Raw genomic sequence first — 16,688 nt, forward strand, 5'->3', positions numbered from 1 at the left:
CCGGGCCGCTGGAGGGGTTACAGGTCGCCGTAGCCCAGCGAGCGCAGTGCACGCTCGTCATCGGACCAGCCGCCTTTGACCTTGACCCAGAGGTTGAGCATGACCTTGGCGTCGAACAGGGTTTCCATGTCCTTGCGCGCGTCGGAGCCAATGCGCTTGATGCGCTCGCCCTTGTCGCCAATGATGATCTTCTTCTGGCCGTCACGCTCCACCAGGATCAACGCATGGATGTGCAGCACATGGCCCTGCTGCTTGAACTCCTCGATCTCCACGGTGATCTGGTACGGCAATTCCGCACCCAGCTGGCGCATGATTTTCTCGCGCACCAGTTCAGCGGCCAGGAAGCGGCTGCTGCGGTCGGTGATCTGGTCTTCCGGGAAGAAGTGATCATTCTCCGGCAGGTGCTTGGCAATCAGCGCCTCGAGCGCGTCCAGATTGTGCCCCTGCTGGGCAGAGATGGGTACGACCTCGGCATTGGGCAGTTGCTCCTGCAGCCACTGCAGGTGCGGGATCAGCTCGGCTTTTTCGTCCATGCGGTCGGTTTTGTTGACTGCAATGATCAGCGGGCCGGTCACGTACTGAACGCGTTCGAGCACCAGTTGGTCCTCATCGGTCCAGCGCGTACGGTCGACCACGAAAATCACCACATCGACGTCCTTCAGGGCCGCCGAGGCATTGCGGTTCATGTAGCGGTTCAAGGCCTTGTCGTTGGCCTTGTGCATGCCGGGGGTGTCGACGTAGATGGCCTGCACATCACCCTCGGTCTTGATGCCGAGCATGTTGTGGCGGGTAGTCTGTGGCTTGCGCGAGGTGATCGCCAGCTTCTGGCCGAGGATATGGTTGAGCAAGGTCGACTTGCCCACGTTGGGGCGGCCGACGATGGCCACGTAACCGCAGCGGGTCGGATTGTTCTCAGTCATTGCCATTCTCCACGCCCAGGGCGATCAATGCGGCGGCGGCGGCGACTTGCTCGGCAATACGCCGGCTCACGCCCTGGCCACGGCTCTTGTTGTTCAGCAGCACCACTTCGCATTCGACGAAGAAGGTACGGCAGTGCGGTTCGCCCTGGATGTCCACCACCTCGTAGCGAGGCAGCTCACAGCTACGCGACTGCAGAAACTCCTGCAGGCGGGTTTTCGGGTCTTTGTTGGTGTCGACAAGGGTCAGGCTTTCGAACTCGTCGGTCAGCCAGGCCAGCACGCGCTCGCGGGCGGTCTGCATGTCGGCATCAAGGTAGATGGCGCCGATCAGGGCTTCGAGGGCATCGGCCAGGATCGACTCGCGGCGGAAACCGCCGCTCTTGAGCTCACCGGAGCCCAGGCGCAGGTACTCACCCAGGTCGAAACCGCGGGCCAGCCGGGCCAGGGTCTCGCCCTTGACCAAGCGAGCACGCAAGCGCGACAGCTGGCCTTCGCGGGCCTGCGGGAAGCGCTCGAACAGCGCCTCGCCGGCCACGAAGTTCAGAATGGCATCGCCGAGAAACTCCAGGCGCTCATTGTTGCGCCCGGCGTAGCTGCGATGGGTCAGGGCCAGCACCATCTGGTCCTGGTCTTTGAAGGTGTAACCGAGCTTGCGCTCGAGACGGGCAAGGGAAGCACTCATGCAGCCACCCGTTGGTTGTTCAACGCGTTGTTCAAATCAACATCCTGAAAGACTGTTTGGCTGTGGCCCGTCGCGGCGAGCGACGAATCTCTCGATCCCTGAGAACACAGCCTATGTCAGAAATGCATTCGGCGCTGTCTGCTGGACAGCGCCGAAGGGTATCAATGGATCAGGCCGACCCGCGACAGGTTGGGCAAGTGGCTGAGCTTGGGCTCTGGCCAGCTCATCCAGACCGCGAAGGCCTTGCCGACGATGTTCCGGTCCGGAACCATGCCGTGCAGTTCCTTGGGAATGTTCGGGTCATCCCAGTAACGGCTGTCGTTGGAGTTGTCGCGGTTGTCGCCCATCATGAAGTAATGGCCGGCCGGCACGGTCCACTGCTGGTCCGGCGGCATGCGATAACGGGTCATTTCCTTGCGGATCAGGTGCTCGGCTTCGCCCAGCTTTTCCTTGTACAGCTCGGCGCTGCCCAGGGTGCCGGGCTCGGCGCCGACCAATTGCTCGGCAATGGGCTGGCCATTGACGAACAACCGCTTGTCGCTGGTGTAGCGGATCTGGTCACCTGGCAGGCCCACCACACGCTTGATGTAGTTGACGTTCGGGTCGCTTGGGTAGCGGAACACCATCACATCACCGCGTTGCGGGTCACCCACCTCGATGACCTTCTTGTCGATCACCGGCAGGCGAATGCCGTACGAGAACTTGTTCACCAGGATGAAGTCGCCCACTTCCAGGGTCGGTTTCATCGACCCCGAGGGGATCTGGAACGGCTCTACCAGGAACGAGCGCAGCACCAGTACGATGAACAGCACCGGGAAGAACGACTTGCCGTACTCGACCAGCAGCGGTTCCTTGTTCAGGCGCTCGACCACGGCCATTTCTGGCTGGGTGACGCTACCCTGGTAGTTGGCGACAGCCGCCCGCCGGCGCGGGGCCAGGAACAGCAGGTCGATCAAGCCCAACAGACCGCAAACGGCTACGGCGATGACTAGCAACAGCGGGAAATTTAGCGACATAGGACCTAGCTATCCAACCTGAGCACGGCGAGGAAGGCTTCTTGTGGAATCTCCACGTTGCCCACCTGTTTCATGCGTTTCTTACCGGCCTTCTGCTTCTCCAGCAGCTTTTTCTTACGGCTGACGTCACCACCGTAGCACTTGGCCAGTACGTTCTTTCTGAGCGCCTTGACGGTTGTCCGCGCGATGATCTGGCCGCCAATGGCTGCCTGGATCGCCACATCGAACATCTGCCGAGGGATCAGTTCCTTCATCTTCTCGGTCAACGCACGGCCTTTATAGGCCGCGTTGTCGCGGTGCACGATCAATGCCAGGGCATCGACCTTGTCGCCGTTGATCAGTACATCCAGCTTGACCAGGTTGGCCGACTGGTAGCGATCGAAATGATAGTCCAGCGAAGCATAGCCGCGGCTGGTCGACTTCAGGCGGTCGAAGAAGTCCAGCACCACTTCGTTCATCGGCATGTCATAACGCACCTGCACCTGGCTGCCGAGGAACTGCATGTCGCGCTGTACGCCACGCTTCTCGATGCACAGGGTGATGACGTTGCCCAGATGCTCCTGCGGCACCAGGATGGTCGCGGTGACGATCGGCTCGCGGAAGTCCGTGACAGCCGAAACATCAGGCAGCTTCGACGGGTTGTCGACAACGATGGTTTCGCCGGTCTTGAGTTCCAGCTCGTAGATCACGCTCGGAGCCGTGGTGATCAGGTCCAGGTCGTATTCGCGCTCCAGGCGCTCCTGGATGATCTCCATGTGCAGCATGCCCAGGAAGCCGCAACGGAAGCCGAAGCCCAGTGCATCGGAGCTTTCGGGCATGTATTGCAGCGACGAGTCGTTCAGGGTCAGCTTCTGCAGGGCGTCGCGGAAGTCCTCGAAATCGTCGGAGCTGACCGGGAACAGGCCGGCATAAACCTGCGGCTGGATCTTCTTGAAACCGGCCAGCATTTCGACCTCGGGAGTCGAGGACAAGGTCAGGGTGTCACCGACCGGCGCACCATGGATGTCCTTGATGCTGGCAATGATGAAGCCTACTTCACCGGCTTTCAGATCAGCGGTCTGGGTATGTTTCGGGGTGAAGACACCCACGCTGTCGACCAGGTGCACCTTGCCGGTGGACTTGACCAGGATCTTGTCGCCCTTCTTGACGCGGCCCTGACGCACGCGCACCAACGAAACCACGCCCAGGTAGTTGTCGAACCAGGAGTCGATGATCAACGCCTGCAGCGGGGCATCGATCTCGCCCACAGGCGCGGGAATGGTGTGGACCAGGCGCTCGAGCACCTCGTCGACGCCCATGCCGCTCTTGGCACTGCACGCCACCGCGTCGGTAGCGTCGATGCCGATGATCTTCTCGATCTCGTCCTTGACCCGATCAGGGTCGGCCTGGGGCAGGTCCATCTTGTTCAGGACCGGCATGACCTCAAGGCCCTGCTCGATGGCGGTGTAGCAGTTGGCCACCGACTGGGCTTCGACACCCTGGCCGGCGTCCACCACCAGCAGCGCACCTTCACAGGCCGCCAGCGAACGCGAGACTTCATAGGTGAAGTCGACGTGGCCGGGCGTATCGATGAAGTTCAGCTGGTAGGTCTTGCCGTCCTGCGCCTTGTAGTGAAGCGTGACGCTGTGGGCCTTGATGGTGATCCCGCGTTCGCGCTCCAGGTCCATGGAATCCAGAACCTGAGCTTCCATTTCGCGTGCCGACAGGCCACCGCACATCTGGATGAAACGGTCGGCCAGCGTCGACTTGCCATGGTCGATGTGGGCGATGATGGAGAAATTGCGGATATGACTCAAATCACTCACGGGTCAACACTCGAAAAGGCTGCGAGCCGGACGCCCGCCGAAAAATAGCCGGGAATTGTACCTCAACCAGCAGGGATATGGGAGATTCCTCTGACGCACGATACAGGCTGACTCCCGCCAAGAATTGTGAACTCTCATGAAAAAGGGCAGCCGAAGCTGCCCTTTGCCACTGGCAAGCCGGCTTATTCGGCAAGCTTGAAGGTGATGAAGCTCGCCCGGCCCTGGCGCAGCACGCGCATGGATACCGAACGGTTCTTCGGCAGGTCCTTGGCAATTTCGGTGAACTGCTTGGCCGAGGCGATCGCCTGGTTGTTCAAGTGGCTGATAACGTCACCCGGACGCAGGCCAATCATGGCTGCCGGGCCATCCTGGACTTCTTTGATGACGACGCCACCCTTGAGCTCCAGCGATTTCTTCTGCTCGGCGGTCAGGTCAGAGACGGAAACACCCAGGCGGTTGCTGCTGCGCTCTGCACTGCCATCGGCACCCGTACCAGTACCGATATCGGCATCGTCATCAGGCATCGCACCAATGGTCACATCCAGGTTCTGGCGCTTGCCATTACGGATGATCTCAAGCTTGGCCTTGGCGCCAGCCTTCAGGGTGCCTACCAGATGCGGCAGGTCGGCCGACATGACGATCGGCTGGCCGTTCATGCTCAGGATCACGTCGCCCACCTGCAGGCCGCTCTTGGCTGCCGGGCCATCTTCAAGCACCTGCGCCACCAGGGCACCGGCCGGCTTGTCGAGGCCGAAGGATTCAGCCAGGTCCTTGTTGACTTCCTGAATGACCACGCCCAGCCAGCCGCGGCTGACCTTGCCGTCCTTCTTCAACTGGTTGGAGACATCGATCGCGACATCGATCGGGATGGCGAACGACAGGCCCATGAAACCGCCCGAACGGGTGAAGATCTGCGAGTTGATACCCACTACTTCGCCATTCATGTTGAACAGCGGCCCGCCGGAGTTGCCTGGGTTGATGGCCACGTCGGTCTGAATGAAGGGCACGTAGGTGTCATTGGGCAGGGTGCGGCCTTTGGCGCTGACGATCCCTTTGGTCACCGAATGATCGAAACCGAACGGCGAACCGATGGCCAGCACCCACTCACCTACCTTGAGCTTCTCGGAGTCGCCCAGTTTGACGGTGGGCAGGTTCTTGCCGTCGACCTTGAGCAGGGCCACATCGGTGCGCGGGTCGGTGCCGACCAGTTTGGCCTGCAGCTCGCTGCGATCGGACAGACGGACGATGATCTCGTCGGCATCGGCAACCACGTGATTGTTGGTCAGCACATAACCGTCACTGGAAATGATGAAGCCTGAGCCCAGCGACTGGGCCTCGCGCTGGCGGTCACCGCGGGGCGAACGCGGCTGTTGCGGCATGTTGCGCTCGAAGAACTCGCGGAACATCGGCGGCAAGCCTTCGAGGTCCGGCATCTGACCGGCAGCGACACGGCGGTCAGGCAGCTTTTGCTTGGTACTGATGTTGACGACGGCCGGCGAGGCCTGCTCGACCAAGGTGGTGAAGTCCGGCAGGGCCTCCTCGGCCTGGGCGGTCAGCACCTGGCCAAGCATCAGCACGGCGGCGAACATCGATAGGTAGGATTTCAAGCGTGGTATTGACATACGGCTCCCGTCACAACGAGCGTAGTTAGCGTAAGACCGCCTGCAAAAGCAGGAAAGGCCAGACTCCAAGAAGCCTGACCTATAGAAAATTTACAGATGGATTGCAAATGACAATGCTTTAATTTCATTTCAGCCGCATGTCCGTGCGCCTTGGCATGAGCCGAAAAAGGGCGCCATCACTGACGCGCCTGAGCATCCTGTGGGCGCATCGACAATGCGACGCGTTCTGCAGTACCTAATGGAATTTCGCCGACCACAGTGACCATCACCTTACCCTTGGGCGTGTTAAGGCGACGTGAAACGGCCGAAGTAGGGCCTAGCTGAGTACGCACATCAGCGCTGGCATCTTCCGTGACCAGCTCCAGAAACACCGAGAAGCGTGCCAGGCCATCGTCATACATGAGGCTGCTGATGGTGCTATCGCCAGAAGGGTCACGCCGTACGGTACTGTTGATCAGCTCGAAACCCGGTGGCAGCCAGTCCGAGCGCCAGCCTGCAACGGCTTCGGTCTTGGGGCGGGCCACACGCTCTACCGGTTTGCAGGCGGCACTGGCCTTCAAATCGGCATCGGTAGGCAGGTCATCGGTATCAAGGCGCGTCATCTGGAAGCGCTCGAGCAACTGCCCCTTGTCGTTGAGCATCAACGAGCGTAGCGGCAGGCCGGTTTTGCTGTCCAGGTGCATTTCAAATGCGTAGCGGTGCTGGTCGCGCGGAGTAAGCGTGACAATGACCGCATCGCGCCCGGCGACCCGTGCCTTGCCTGCTACAGCCAAATCGTACCAGCTCATCAGTTTGAGGGGGTCGAGCATGCGCGGCGCGGCATCGGGCAAGTTGCTCACGCCACTGGCCAATGCACCACTGACGCATTGCACCTTGCCGTCCACCCGCACGATTTCCTGGGCGGCACCGTCAAGCTGGAGCAATCGCTCGCTGACCTTGCCGTCCTGAACCCGATGCCAGATGTCGTGGGATGAGAAGCTGCCGTTTCGTTCGTAAACGAAGGAGCCCTGATAACTCTGCCTTTGTTCGGCCTGTGCCAGCTTGTTCAACCATTCGCTTGCCTGGGGCGACGAATTGGCTGCCAACGCCGGCACCGTCATGCAACTGCCTACAAGCAGTGACAGGAGAGGTAGCGCGCGCATGATCCTCCTTACTTAGCGGTTTTCCAGGCTGGCGGCGCGGGCATACGGCAGGGCAGTTTCAGTACCCTTGAGCGCGGATTCCTGCGCGTGCTGGCGCAGATACCCCGGCAGACGCTGATCCCAGCCGGCCTGGTTCTGCAGCACGCCATTGGCCATCGGCCCGGTCGGTTGCTCACTGCCTTCACTATAGCCTGCCAAAACAGCCGGGCCCTGAGTTTGTGGCATGCTCAGGCCTTGCTGGGCAGGTTGCTGCGAAGCCAGCTCGGCGCCGGTGATCTCGTCCTGGTTGTACATGCGTACGCCAGCCAGCACAGCAACGGTAACCGAGGCGGCAACGGCCAGGCGGCCAATGCTGCGCCATGGGCTTTGCTTGACTTTGGCCGGTACGGCTTCGTCAGCCAGGGCGGCAGACACCGCCGAGGCGATATCCAGTTTCGGCAGCAACAGCTCCTTGTGCATCGCTGCGCGGGCTACCTGGTAACGCGACCAGGTGGCACGGGTTTCGGCATCGTCGACGGCGCTCAGCACCCGTCGCAATTCCAGTTCGTCCGCTTCGTTATCCATTACCGCGGACAGCGATTCCTGCAAAGCTTCACGACTCATGGCGGTTCCTCTCTTGGCTGTCGCCGCTGTCTCAGGTTTCCTGCAACAAGGGCTGCAGGGCTTTGTCTATGGCCTCCCGAGCGCGGAAGATTCGAGAGCGCACGGTACCCACCGGACATTGCATGACACTGGCAATGTCTTCGTAACTCAACCCGTCGAACTCACGCAGGGTCAGAGCCGTGCGCAAATCTTCAGGCAGTTGCTGGATGGTGCGATGGACTGTGCCTTCGATTTCATCCCGCAACAGGGAGCGTTCTGGGGACTCGAGATCCTTGAGGCCATGATCGCCGTCGTAAAACTCCGCATCCTCGGAGCTCACATCGCTGTCTGGCGGCCGTCTTCCACGGGACACCAGATAGTTCTTCGCCGTGTTGATGGCGATGCGGTACAGCCAGGTATAAAACGCACTGTCACCGCGGAAATTGCCAAGCGCACGGTAGGCCTTGATAAAGGCTTCCTGCGCTACATCCTGGGCCTCGTGGGTATCGTGAACGAACCGCACGATCAACCCGAGAATCTTGTGCTGATACTTCAGCACCAACAGATCGAACGCTCGCCTGTCACCGCGCTGCACGCGCTCGACAAGCTGCTGATCCTCTTCCTGGGTTAGCATGAACACTCCTCAGTGAACTCGAAGGAGCGTTGCATCAGCCATCGTTCGGGCTTGCAAACATAGACTCGGGCTTTTCGCAAAAGTTCTCTCCTCCAAGCAAGTTTCCTGCGGCCCTTGACTGGCTCGCACGGAAGACGCGGCGCGGGCACGGCCGGCAGCGTCGATAATCAGGTTTCGGATACGCAGGTGTCAGCCCGGATAGAGCCGCCGCCACGCGTCGCCGCGCGAAATGATGGCGCACGGGCAGCCTTCATAGGATTTCCAGCCATGTAGGAAAGTTCCCACGAAGATTGCCCTAACGTCGCAAGTGGCATGGAAATTGGCCACCGCAGGCTGCTATAAAGGCAACCCGGCCTCTATTCACGATAGTTTCACAATGCCATCTACGCGTGTCTATTGTGCCGTGCCCCCTCCGAAGATTACTAGTGTCCCGACATGAGCCAACAATTCCAACATGATGTCCTGGTGATCGGCAGCGGCGCAGCCGGTCTCAGCCTGGCACTCAACCTTCCCGCCCACCTGCGCATCGCCGTACTGAGCAAGGGCGACCTGGCCAATGGCTCGACTTTCTGGGCCCAAGGTGGCGTGGCCGCGGTACTGGACGACACCGATACCGTGCAGTCCCATGTCGAGGACACTCTCAATGCCGGCGGCGGGCTGTGCCACGAAGATGCCGTGCGATTCACCGTCGAGCACAGCCGCGAAGCCATTGAGTGGCTGATCGAACAGGGCGTGCCCTTTACCCGCGATGAGCACTCCAGCGTTGACGATGGCGGCTTCGAATTTCACCTGACCCGCGAAGGCGGGCACAGCCACCGGCGCATCATCCATGCCGCCGATGCCACGGGCGCAGCCATTTTCACCACGTTGCTGGAGCAAGCCCGCAAACGCCCCAACATCGAACTGCTTGAGCAACGAGTGGCGGTCGACCTGATTACCGAGCGGCGCCTGGGCTTGCCCGGCGCGCGGTGCCTGGGCGCCTACGTGCTGAACCGCAACAGTGGTGAGGTGGACACCTTCGGGGCGCGCTTTACCGTGCTTGCCACCGGCGGCGCCGCCAAGGTCTACCTGTATACCAGCAACCCCGATGGTGCCTGCGGCGATGGCATCGCCATGGCCTGGCGCGCCGGCTGTCGGGTTGCGAATCTGGAATTCAACCAGTTCCATCCCACCTGCCTCTACCATCCGCAGGCCAAGAGCTTCCTGATCACCGAAGCCCTGCGCGGCGAAGGCGCCCTGCTGCGCCTGCCCAATGGTGAACGCTTCATGCCGCGCTTCGACCCACGCGAAGAACTGGCTCCGCGCGACATCGTGGCCCGGGCCATCGACCATGAGATGAAGCGCCTGGGCGTGGACTGCGTCTACCTGGACATCACGCACAAGCCGGCCGACTTCATCAAAAGCCATTTCCCAACGGTCTATGAGCGTTGCCTGGCCTTCGGTATCGACATCACCCGGCAGCCGATCCCGGTAGTGCCCGCCGCCCACTACACCTGTGGCGGGGTGGTGGTCGACGATCGCGGCCATACCGACGTCCCGGGCCTGTACGCCATCGGCGAGACCAGCTTCACCGGCCTGCACGGCGCCAACCGCATGGCCAGCAACTCGCTGCTCGAGTGTTTCGTCTACGGCCGTTCCGCTGCCGCGGACATCGAGGCCCGTCTGGCGCAGATTGCCATGCCCAAAGCCCTGCCCTGCTGGGATGCCAGCCAGGTCACCGACTCGGATGAGGATGTGATCATCGCGCACAACTGGGACGAACTGCGGCGGTTCATGTGGGACTACGTGGGCATCGTGCGCACCAGCAAGCGCCTGCAGCGTGCCGAGCACCGCGTGCGCCTGCTGCTGGACGAGATCGACGAGTTCTACAGCAACTACAAGGTCAGCCGCGACCTGATCGAGTTGCGCAACCTGGCACAGGTGGCGGAGCTGATGATCCGCTCGGCCATGCAGCGCAAGGAAAGCCGCGGGTTGCACTACACCCTGGATTACCCCGGGATGCTGGCTGAGGCCAAGGACACCATACTGAGCCCAGCCTGAAGATCGATGCCCCTTCGCGGGTAAAACCGCAAAGGGGCGACGCGGCACCTGACTAGCGTGCCGCGACCTCAGCCCACCTGCGCCGACTGAATTTCAGCCGTACCCGCAGGCGCCGATGCTGATCCGCCGCCAGCGCATCGCCGACAACACATTGACTCTCGCCCAACCAGCGCCCAGGCCTTGCGAACCGCAATACCACCAGGCCCGGCAGCGCCACGCTGTCGCGACACAGACGCACCGCCTGCCAGCCCCCGGCACGGCTGAAAAGCTGCCAGCCGCAAGCATCCCGGCGCAGGCCAGTGACGGCTTGAGCATGGGTCAGCAGTATGCGTCGGGGGATCACCCAGCAGGCATGGGCCAGACAAGCGACGGAGGCAGGAAGGGAAAGCCACCAGGGCAGCGCACTCAGCCACAAGGCAAGCAACGCCAGCACCTGGCAGATCAGGTAGGCCGTCAGCAGCAGGCGCGAGCCCTGCCAACGGCACTCGAAACACTCACTTGGGCTGGACACGGTCCAGAATGATGCGGACCATGCGCTGCAGCTCCGGGTCTTCGGACTCGGTGCGCTCCATGAACCAGCCGAACATGTCCTGATCCTCACAGCTCAACAGGCGAACGTAGAGTTCGCGATCGGCTTCGCTCAGGGTCGGGTAGACCTCCTGGGTGAAAGGCACCAGCAGTACGTCGAGTTCCAGCATGCCGCGGCGGCTGTGCCAGAAAAGCCGGTTGAGTTCAGTTTGTTCGACCATGGGGCCCTCCTCAAATGGGCGGCCAGTATACAGCCAGGCGCACGAAGCGGCACGAGGCGTTGGTCTAGTCACCTACCTATTTTGTTACTGGCGTTCTATGATGGCCGCCAGTCTTTAGCCACCGCGATCCCCCATGGCCGATTCCGCTTTCTACAGCCCCCTGTCCCACGAGGGCATCCTCGCCGTCCGCGGCTCCGACGCCGGCAAGTTCCTGCAGGGCCAGTTGACCTGCAACATCAACTACCTCAGCCCCGAGCACGCAAGCCTTGGCGCCCGCTGCATGGTCAAGGGGCGCATGCAGTCGAGCTTCCGCATCCTGCCCGAAGGCAACGGCTACCTGCTGGCCATGGCCAGCGAACTGCTCGAGGCGCAGCTGGCCGACCTGAAAAAATACGCCGTGTTTTCCAAAGCCACGCTCAGCGACGAAAGCGCCGCCTGGGCGCGTTTCGGCCTGCAGGGCGGTGATGCGGCGCTGCGGACTCTGGGTTTGAAGGTGCCGACCAGCGCCGGCGCCACCGAACGCCATGAAGGCCTGATCGCCGTGGCCGTCTCCGAAGGTCGCGTGGAACTTTGGGTACCGGCGGACGCCGCCGCCAGCGTGCGTGAACAACTGGCAAGCGCATTGCCGCAAGGGCCTCTCAACGACTGGCTGCTGGGGCAGGTCCGTGCCGGCATAGGCCAGGTCATGGGCCCGACCCGTGAGCTGTTCATCCCGCAAATGATCAATTTGCAGGCGGTCGATGGCGTGAGTTTCAAGAAGGGCTGCTACACCGGCCAGGAAATCGTCGCCCGCATGCAGTACCTGGGCAAGCTCAAGCGACGTCAGTACCGCTTGCTGCTGGACCAGCAGGATATTCCTGCCCCGGGTGCGCAAATCTTCTCGCCGACCCATGGCTCATCGGTCGGGGAAGTGGTCATCGCGGCCAGCACGGGCCAAGGCTGCGAGCTGCTTGCGGTACTCAGTGCCGAGGCCGTGGAAGACGACAACCTGCACCTGGGCAGCCTGCAAGGCCCACGCCTGCAGGTCTCGAGCCTGCCTTACGAACTGGATCGCGACCGGGAAATCCAGCGCTGACCAGCCCGCCACCCCTGCTGTAGAGAAGTACATGAACAAGCTGGCCGAGATGGTTCAAGCACAGTTGCTGGCTGCCATCGCCAACGATGACCTGGTTCTGCCGACCCTTCCGGAAGTTGCCCTGAGCATCCGCGAGGCTGCCGAGGACACGGAAATCAGCGTTGCTGCCCTGAGCAAGGTGATTGGCCGCGATGCTGCCCTCTCCGCCCGCCTGATCAAGGTGGTGAACAGCCCGCTGCTGCGGGCGGCGATCGAGGTCACCGACCTGCACACGGCCATCACCCGCCTGGGTATCAACTACAGCTGCAACCTGGCCATCGGCCTGGTGATCGAGCAGATCTTCCATGCACGCTCATCGGCAGTTGAGCAAAAATTGAGGGATATCTGGGCAAACAGCCTCGAAGTCGCGGGCATCAGCTACGAAATATGCCGCCGCTTTACCCACCTCAAGCCTGACCAGGCCACCCTCGGCGGCCTGGTCAACCAGATCGGCGCGCTGCCGGTGCTGATCTACGCCGAAGAGCACAACGAACTGCTCTCCGACCCGGTATGCCTGCACTACGTGATCGAGCAGATCCAGCCTGTGCTGGGCGACAAGATACTTTCGTCATGGGAGTTCCCCGAGCAACTGGTCAACCTGCCAAGCCAGGTTCAAGACCTGGACCGGCGCACCGACAAAGTGGACTACATCGACGTGGTGCAGATTGCCCGCTGCCTCAGCCAGCGCGGACGCAGCCGGCCGCTGGCGGCGTTGCCGGCCTATCGGCACCTGGGGTTGCCGTTTGGCACGGAGCTGGAGATTGGCGAACTGCTGGAAGCGCGGAGCATGCTGCGCTAGCCAGCGTCTTGCCCGCCAAAGGTTCTGCACAGGCAAGCCATCAGTCAGCGATAAAACTCACTCGCACTTTCAACCCCCCATTCTCGCCGTCATGCAGACTGATCTGCGCCAGGTGCGCGCGACAGATCTCACCCACAATCGCCAACCCCAAGCCAGTTCCCTGGGCACTGCGGCGATAGAAGCGCTCGAATACCCGCTCGCGCTCATCCTCGGGGATACCCGGGCCATCATCTTCGACCTCCAGTACCGCTGGCGCCAGAACCCGCAAGATCACATTACCGCCCGCCGGGGTATGTGCCAGCGCGTTGTCCACCAGGTTGCTGAGCAACTCGTTGAGCAGCGTCGGCTCCCCCTTGAGCCACACCGGCGCCGCGGCCTCCAGCGCCAGGGCCACGCCCCGTTTATGCGCCAGCGGTGCCATCGCCATGCCCAGCTCGCGTGCCAGCTGACTCAGGTCCAGGCGCTGAGCGCCACCTTCGGCGATTGCCCGAGCGCCATTTTCCACCCGTGCCAACGATAAAAGCTGGTTGGCCAGATGGGTCAGCCTGTCAGTGCCTTGGGCGGCAGACTCCAGCGTCTGGTGCCACTGTTCGGGCTGCTTCGAGCGCAAGCCCAACTCGACCCGCGCCTTGAGCGCTGCCAATGGCGTGCGCAGTTCGTGGGCGGCCTCGGCAATGAACTGCGCCTGGCGCTCGAACTGCCCTCGCAAGCGTTCGGTGAAGTGATTCAAGGCACGCACCAGCGGGTCAAGCTCACGCTGCACCTGCACCCGCGGCAGCGCGCGCAGGTCATCCGGCTGGCGCTCTTCCACGGCTTTGCGCAGACGCTCCAGCGGGCGCAGCGCCGCACTCACGGCGAACCAGACCATCCCCAATGCCCCCAGCGCCAGCATGCCCAGGCGCAGCAGGGTATCGGCCATCAGCCCGCGCGCCATCCTCACCCGCGCCTCCTCCGTCTCGGCCACACGGATTTCAGCCATGCCGTTCATGTTCGGCTCGCTGACCGCCTTGAGCAGACTGACCACACGCACGTCCTGCCCGAGGTAGGTGGCGTTGTAGAAGCGCGCCAGCGCCGGGTAATCGTCGGTACGCGGTGTGCCCGGCGGGGGTGGCGGCAGGTTCTCGTAGCCCGAGATCAGTTTCTGGTTGATGTCCAGCACCTGGTAGTAAATGCGCCCGGCGCTGTCGTAGGCAAACGTGTCCAGCGCCACGTAGGGCACGTCCGCGCTGAGCGTGCCGTCGCGCTGGGACAGGCCGGCAGCGATGGTCCGCGCCGATGCCAGCAAAGTACGGTCGTAGGCGGTATCGGCCGCCTCGCGGCCATTCCAGTAGGCGCTCAGGCCGCTGGCCAGCATCAGCACTACCAGCAACAGCGCCAGGTTGCCCAGCAAGCGCCCGCGCAGGCTGCCATTGTCACGCATCGCGGTGCTCGAGCAGGTAGCCGAGGCCACGGAACGTGACAATGGCCACCGACTGGCCGTCGAGCTTCTTGCGCAGGCGGTGGATGTAGATTTCGATGGCGTCGGGGCTGGCCTCTTCGTCCAGGCCGAAGACCTGGGCGGCCAATTGCTCCTTGCTCATCACCCGGCCGGGGCGTGCGATCAGCGCCTCAAGTACGCTCTGCTCACGGGAGGTCAGCGTCAGGTTGTCCTCGCCCAGGGCGAACCGCCGGGTATCAAGGTCATACACCAGCGGGCCGCAGCGCTGCTGGCGCTCGCCGCCGAGCACGCTGCGGCGCAGCAGGGCCTTGACCCGTGCTTCCAGTTCGGTCAGCTCAAAGGGCTTGGCCAGGTAATCGTCGGCGCCCAGGTTCAGGCCATGCACCCGGTCCTTCACATCGCTGCGCGCCGTCAGCATCAGCACCGGCAGGGTCTTGCCGCGCCCGCGCAGGCGGGCCAGCACCTCAAAGCCGTCCATGCGCGGCAGGCCCACATCGAGCACGGCAACGGCGTACTCCTCGCTGGCCAGAGCCAGATCGGCGGCCACGCCGTCATGCAGCACATCCACGGTCAAACCATGGCTCTTCAGGGCCTGGGCCACGCTTTCGGCCAGTTGTACGTGGTCTTCGACCAGCAGCACACGCATCGGATTCTCCCTGCTCGGGTGGGGCGGTGGCGCGGAGTGTACCGCTGTAGCCCGGTCTGTGAAGCCCCTTGTAACAAACCTTTCAGGCTGAAAGGTTAGCGAAAGGTTCGTTACCTAGCATCGCACCACGGTCGCCCCACGCGCCGAAATAAAGCACCAGCAAGGTGCAACGAATAAGAACAATAACGGAGTCATCCCCGATGCTGTCATCGCAGCCGCAGGCGTTCGCGCCTACCCGTTCCCCATCCGCACGCCCATACGCCTATGCCTGCGCCCTTGCGCTTGCCGGCGTCGCCCCGATGAGCCAGGCCGCCTTCTTCGAAGACAGCACGGCAACCTTCGAAACCCGCAACATGTACTTCAACCGCGACTTCCGCGACGGCACCAGTGCACAGCAATCCAAGCGCGAAGAGTGGGCCCAGGGCCTGATGCTCAACTTCGAGTCCGGCTACACCGACGGCCCCGTGGGCTTTGGCCTGGACGCCCTGGGCATGCTCGGCATCAAGCTCGACTCAAGCCCCGACCGCGCAGGCTCTGGCCTGTTGCCGACCCACGATGATGGCAAGGCCGCCGATGAGTACTCCAAACTCGGCCTGACCGGCAAAGTGAAAGTGTCCGAGACCGAACTGAAAATCGGCTCACTGATCCCCGAACTGCCGACCCTGCAGCCCAACGACGGGCGCATCCTGCCGCAGACCTTCGAGGGCGGCCTGGTCACCTCGAAAGAAATCCAGAACCTCACCTTCACCGGCGGGCGCCTGGAAAAGGTCAAGGATCGCAATGACACCAACTGGGAAGACCTGACCCTGAACAACAAGAACGGTCGCTTCGGCGGCACGTTCGCGGCAGACAACCTCGACCTGGCGGGCGTCGACTACCAATTCACCGATCGCATCACCGGCAGCTACCACTTCGGCCAGCTCGACGACATCTACCGCCAGCACTTCCTCGGCATGGTCGCCACCCAGCCTTGGGGCCCGGGCACCTTCGGGGCAGACCTGCGCCTGGCAGTGAGCGATGATCAGGGCCAGGCCAAGGCCGGCAACATCGACAACACCACCGTCAACGGCATGTTCAGCTATGCCTTGGGCGGGCACAAGGTGAGCGCCGCCTACCAGCACCTGTCAGGTGACAGCGCCTTCCCTTATGTCGATGGTGCCAACCCGTACCTGGTCAACTTCGTGCAGATCAACGACTTCGCCGGCGCCGACGAGCGCTCCTGGCAAGTGCGCTACGACTACAACTTCGCAGCGCTGGGCGTCCCTGGCCTGACCTTCATGACCCGCTACATCAACGGCGACAACGTCAGCCGCGCCGATGGCAGCGAGGGCAAGGAGTGGGAGCGCAATACCGAGTTCAAGTACGTGGTACAAAGCGGCCCGTTGAAAAACGTCGCCGTGCGCTTGCGCAACGCCACCTTCCGTTCGAATTTCGCCCGCGATGCCGACGAAGTGCGGCTGCTGGTGAGCTACAGCGTCGCCCTGTGGTAACCCATAACA

General features: G+C 62.3%; 16 protein-coding genes. 4 read left to right on the forward strand and 12 right to left on the reverse strand.

Annotated features, from left to right (window positions below):
* Positions 1 to 17 precede the first annotated feature (17 nt).
* The 8 genes from era to rpoE all read right to left on the reverse strand — a co-directional run bounded on the left by era (position 18) and on the right by rpoE (position 8,403).
* Entirely contained in the window at positions 18 to 920 is a 903-nt protein-coding gene (gene era / locus NGJ21_RS07075; protein ID WP_046787792.1) for a GTPase Era, read from the reverse strand.
* Complete coding sequence (gene rnc / locus NGJ21_RS07080) at positions 913 to 1,602, reverse strand: ribonuclease III (protein WP_012312992.1); 690 nt, start codon at positions 1,600 to 1,602, stop codon at positions 913 to 915. Before rnc ends, era begins: the two co-directional genes overlap by 8 nt.
* Positions 1,603 to 1,763: 161 nt before the next feature.
* A complete protein-coding gene (gene lepB / locus NGJ21_RS07085) occupies positions 1,764 to 2,618 on the reverse strand; it encodes a signal peptidase I (protein ID WP_115273697.1) in 855 nt (284 codons plus the stop codon).
* Between the two features lie 5 nt (positions 2,619 to 2,623).
* Positions 2,624 to 4,423 (reverse strand): translation elongation factor 4, encoded by a 1,800-nt coding sequence (gene lepA, locus NGJ21_RS07090; protein ID WP_046787795.1) that lies wholly within the window; start codon positions 4,421 to 4,423, stop codon positions 2,624 to 2,626.
* A 182-nt stretch (positions 4,424 to 4,605) separates the two neighbouring features.
* The gene (locus tag NGJ21_RS07095; protein WP_196998204.1) at positions 4,606 to 6,012 is read right to left on the reverse strand and encodes a DegQ family serine endoprotease; all 1,407 of its coding nucleotides are present in this window, start codon (positions 6,010 to 6,012) and stop codon (positions 4,606 to 4,608) included.
* A 209-nt stretch (positions 6,013 to 6,221) separates the two neighbouring features.
* Positions 6,222 to 7,187, reverse strand: a complete 966-nt coding sequence (locus NGJ21_RS07100) for a MucB/RseB C-terminal domain-containing protein (RefSeq protein ID WP_115273696.1) — start codon at positions 7,185 to 7,187, stop codon at positions 6,222 to 6,224.
* Between the two features lie 12 nt (positions 7,188 to 7,199).
* Positions 7,200 to 7,790: a sigma-E factor negative regulatory protein gene (locus NGJ21_RS07105; protein ID WP_115273695.1), complete on the reverse strand. Its 591-nt coding sequence runs from the start codon at positions 7,788 to 7,790 to the stop codon at positions 7,200 to 7,202.
* A gap of 31 nt (positions 7,791 to 7,821) precedes the next feature.
* Positions 7,822 to 8,403: an RNA polymerase sigma factor RpoE/AlgU gene (gene rpoE, locus NGJ21_RS07110; RefSeq protein WP_003252049.1), complete on the reverse strand. Its 582-nt coding sequence runs from the start codon at positions 8,401 to 8,403 to the stop codon at positions 7,822 to 7,824.
* Positions 8,404 to 8,838: 435 nt separating this feature from the next.
* Between rpoE and nadB the strand changes: the two genes are divergently transcribed.
* The gene (gene nadB / locus NGJ21_RS07115; protein WP_125924242.1) at positions 8,839 to 10,443 is read left to right on the forward strand and encodes an L-aspartate oxidase; all 1,605 of its coding nucleotides are present in this window, start codon (positions 8,839 to 8,841) and stop codon (positions 10,441 to 10,443) included.
* Between the two features lie 52 nt (positions 10,444 to 10,495).
* Here nadB and NGJ21_RS07120 read toward each other — a convergent pair whose 3' ends face one another.
* Positions 10,496 to 10,954, reverse strand: coding sequence for a protein YgfX (locus NGJ21_RS07120; protein ID WP_046784945.1), 459 nt, complete (start codon positions 10,952 to 10,954; stop codon positions 10,496 to 10,498).
* Entirely contained in the window at positions 10,938 to 11,192 is a 255-nt protein-coding gene (locus NGJ21_RS07125; RefSeq protein ID WP_008094993.1) for an FAD assembly factor SdhE, read from the reverse strand. Before NGJ21_RS07125 ends, NGJ21_RS07120 begins: the two co-directional genes overlap by 17 nt.
* Before the next feature lie 133 nt (positions 11,193 to 11,325).
* Between NGJ21_RS07125 and ygfZ the strand changes: the two genes are divergently transcribed.
* On the forward strand, positions 11,326 to 12,267 hold the full coding sequence (ygfZ, locus tag NGJ21_RS07130) for a CAF17-like 4Fe-4S cluster assembly/insertion protein YgfZ (protein WP_046784944.1): 942 nt from the start codon (positions 11,326 to 11,328) through the stop codon (positions 12,265 to 12,267).
* A 31-nt stretch (positions 12,268 to 12,298) separates the two neighbouring features.
* The gene (locus NGJ21_RS07135; RefSeq protein WP_046784943.1) at positions 12,299 to 13,105 is read left to right on the forward strand and encodes an HDOD domain-containing protein; all 807 of its coding nucleotides are present in this window, start codon (positions 12,299 to 12,301) and stop codon (positions 13,103 to 13,105) included.
* Between the two features lie 40 nt (positions 13,106 to 13,145).
* Here NGJ21_RS07135 and tctE read toward each other — a convergent pair whose 3' ends face one another.
* Positions 13,146 to 14,525 carry a two-component system sensor histidine kinase TctE gene (gene tctE, locus NGJ21_RS07140; RefSeq protein ID WP_046784942.1) on the reverse strand — a complete coding sequence of 460 codons (1,380 nt, stop codon included), beginning with the start codon at positions 14,523 to 14,525 and terminating at the stop codon, positions 13,146 to 13,148.
* Positions 14,518 to 15,189: a two-component system response regulator TctD gene (gene tctD / locus NGJ21_RS07145; protein WP_012312981.1), complete on the reverse strand. Its 672-nt coding sequence runs from the start codon at positions 15,187 to 15,189 to the stop codon at positions 14,518 to 14,520. Before tctD ends, tctE begins: the two co-directional genes overlap by 8 nt.
* A gap of 200 nt (positions 15,190 to 15,389) precedes the next feature.
* Here tctD and NGJ21_RS07150 point away from each other — a divergent pair, with 200 nt between their 5' ends.
* The gene (locus tag NGJ21_RS07150) at positions 15,390 to 16,679 is read left to right on the forward strand and encodes an OprD family porin (RefSeq protein ID WP_161872334.1); all 1,290 of its coding nucleotides are present in this window, start codon (positions 15,390 to 15,392) and stop codon (positions 16,677 to 16,679) included.
* Positions 16,680 to 16,688 lie beyond the last annotated feature (9 nt).

Source organism: Pseudomonas sp. Marseille-Q5299 (genome assembly GCF_943737035.1).
Lineage (GTDB): Bacteria > Pseudomonadota > Gammaproteobacteria > Pseudomonadales > Pseudomonadaceae > Aquipseudomonas > Aquipseudomonas putida_E.

Excerpts from the sequence above, each read along its gene's own strand:
- era (WP_046787792.1), bottom strand. The coding sequence starts at position 920 with ATGACTGAGAACAATCCGACCCGCTGCGGTTACGTGGCCATCGTCGGC.
- rnc (WP_012312992.1), bottom strand. The coding sequence starts at position 1,602 with ATGAGTGCTTCCCTTGCCCGTCTCGAGCGCAAGCTCGGTTACACCTTC.
- lepB (WP_115273697.1), bottom strand. The coding sequence starts at position 2,618 with ATGTCGCTAAATTTCCCGCTGTTGCTAGTCATCGCCGTAGCCGTTTGC.
- NGJ21_RS07095 (WP_196998204.1), bottom strand. The coding sequence starts at position 6,012 with ATGTTCGCCGCCGTGCTGATGCTTGGCCAGGTGCTGACCGCCCAGGCC.
- NGJ21_RS07100 (WP_115273696.1), bottom strand. The coding sequence starts at position 7,187 with ATGCGCGCGCTACCTCTCCTGTCACTGCTTGTAGGCAGTTGCATGACG.
- NGJ21_RS07105 (WP_115273695.1), bottom strand. The coding sequence starts at position 7,790 with ATGAGTCGTGAAGCTTTGCAGGAATCGCTGTCCGCGGTAATGGATAAC.
- rpoE (WP_003252049.1), bottom strand. The coding sequence starts at position 8,403 with ATGCTAACCCAGGAAGAGGATCAGCAGCTTGTCGAGCGCGTGCAGCGC.
- nadB (WP_125924242.1), top strand. The coding sequence starts at position 8,839 with ATGAGCCAACAATTCCAACATGATGTCCTGGTGATCGGCAGCGGCGCA.
- NGJ21_RS07125 (WP_008094993.1), bottom strand. The coding sequence starts at position 11,192 with ATGGTCGAACAAACTGAACTCAACCGGCTTTTCTGGCACAGCCGCCGC.
- ygfZ (WP_046784944.1), top strand. The coding sequence starts at position 11,326 with ATGGCCGATTCCGCTTTCTACAGCCCCCTGTCCCACGAGGGCATCCTC.
- NGJ21_RS07135 (WP_046784943.1), top strand. The coding sequence starts at position 12,299 with ATGAACAAGCTGGCCGAGATGGTTCAAGCACAGTTGCTGGCTGCCATC.
- tctE (WP_046784942.1), bottom strand. The coding sequence starts at position 14,525 with ATGCGTGACAATGGCAGCCTGCGCGGGCGCTTGCTGGGCAACCTGGCG.
- tctD (WP_012312981.1), bottom strand. The coding sequence starts at position 15,189 with ATGCGTGTGCTGCTGGTCGAAGACCACGTACAACTGGCCGAAAGCGTG.
- NGJ21_RS07150 (WP_161872334.1), top strand. The coding sequence starts at position 15,390 with ATGCTGTCATCGCAGCCGCAGGCGTTCGCGCCTACCCGTTCCCCATCC.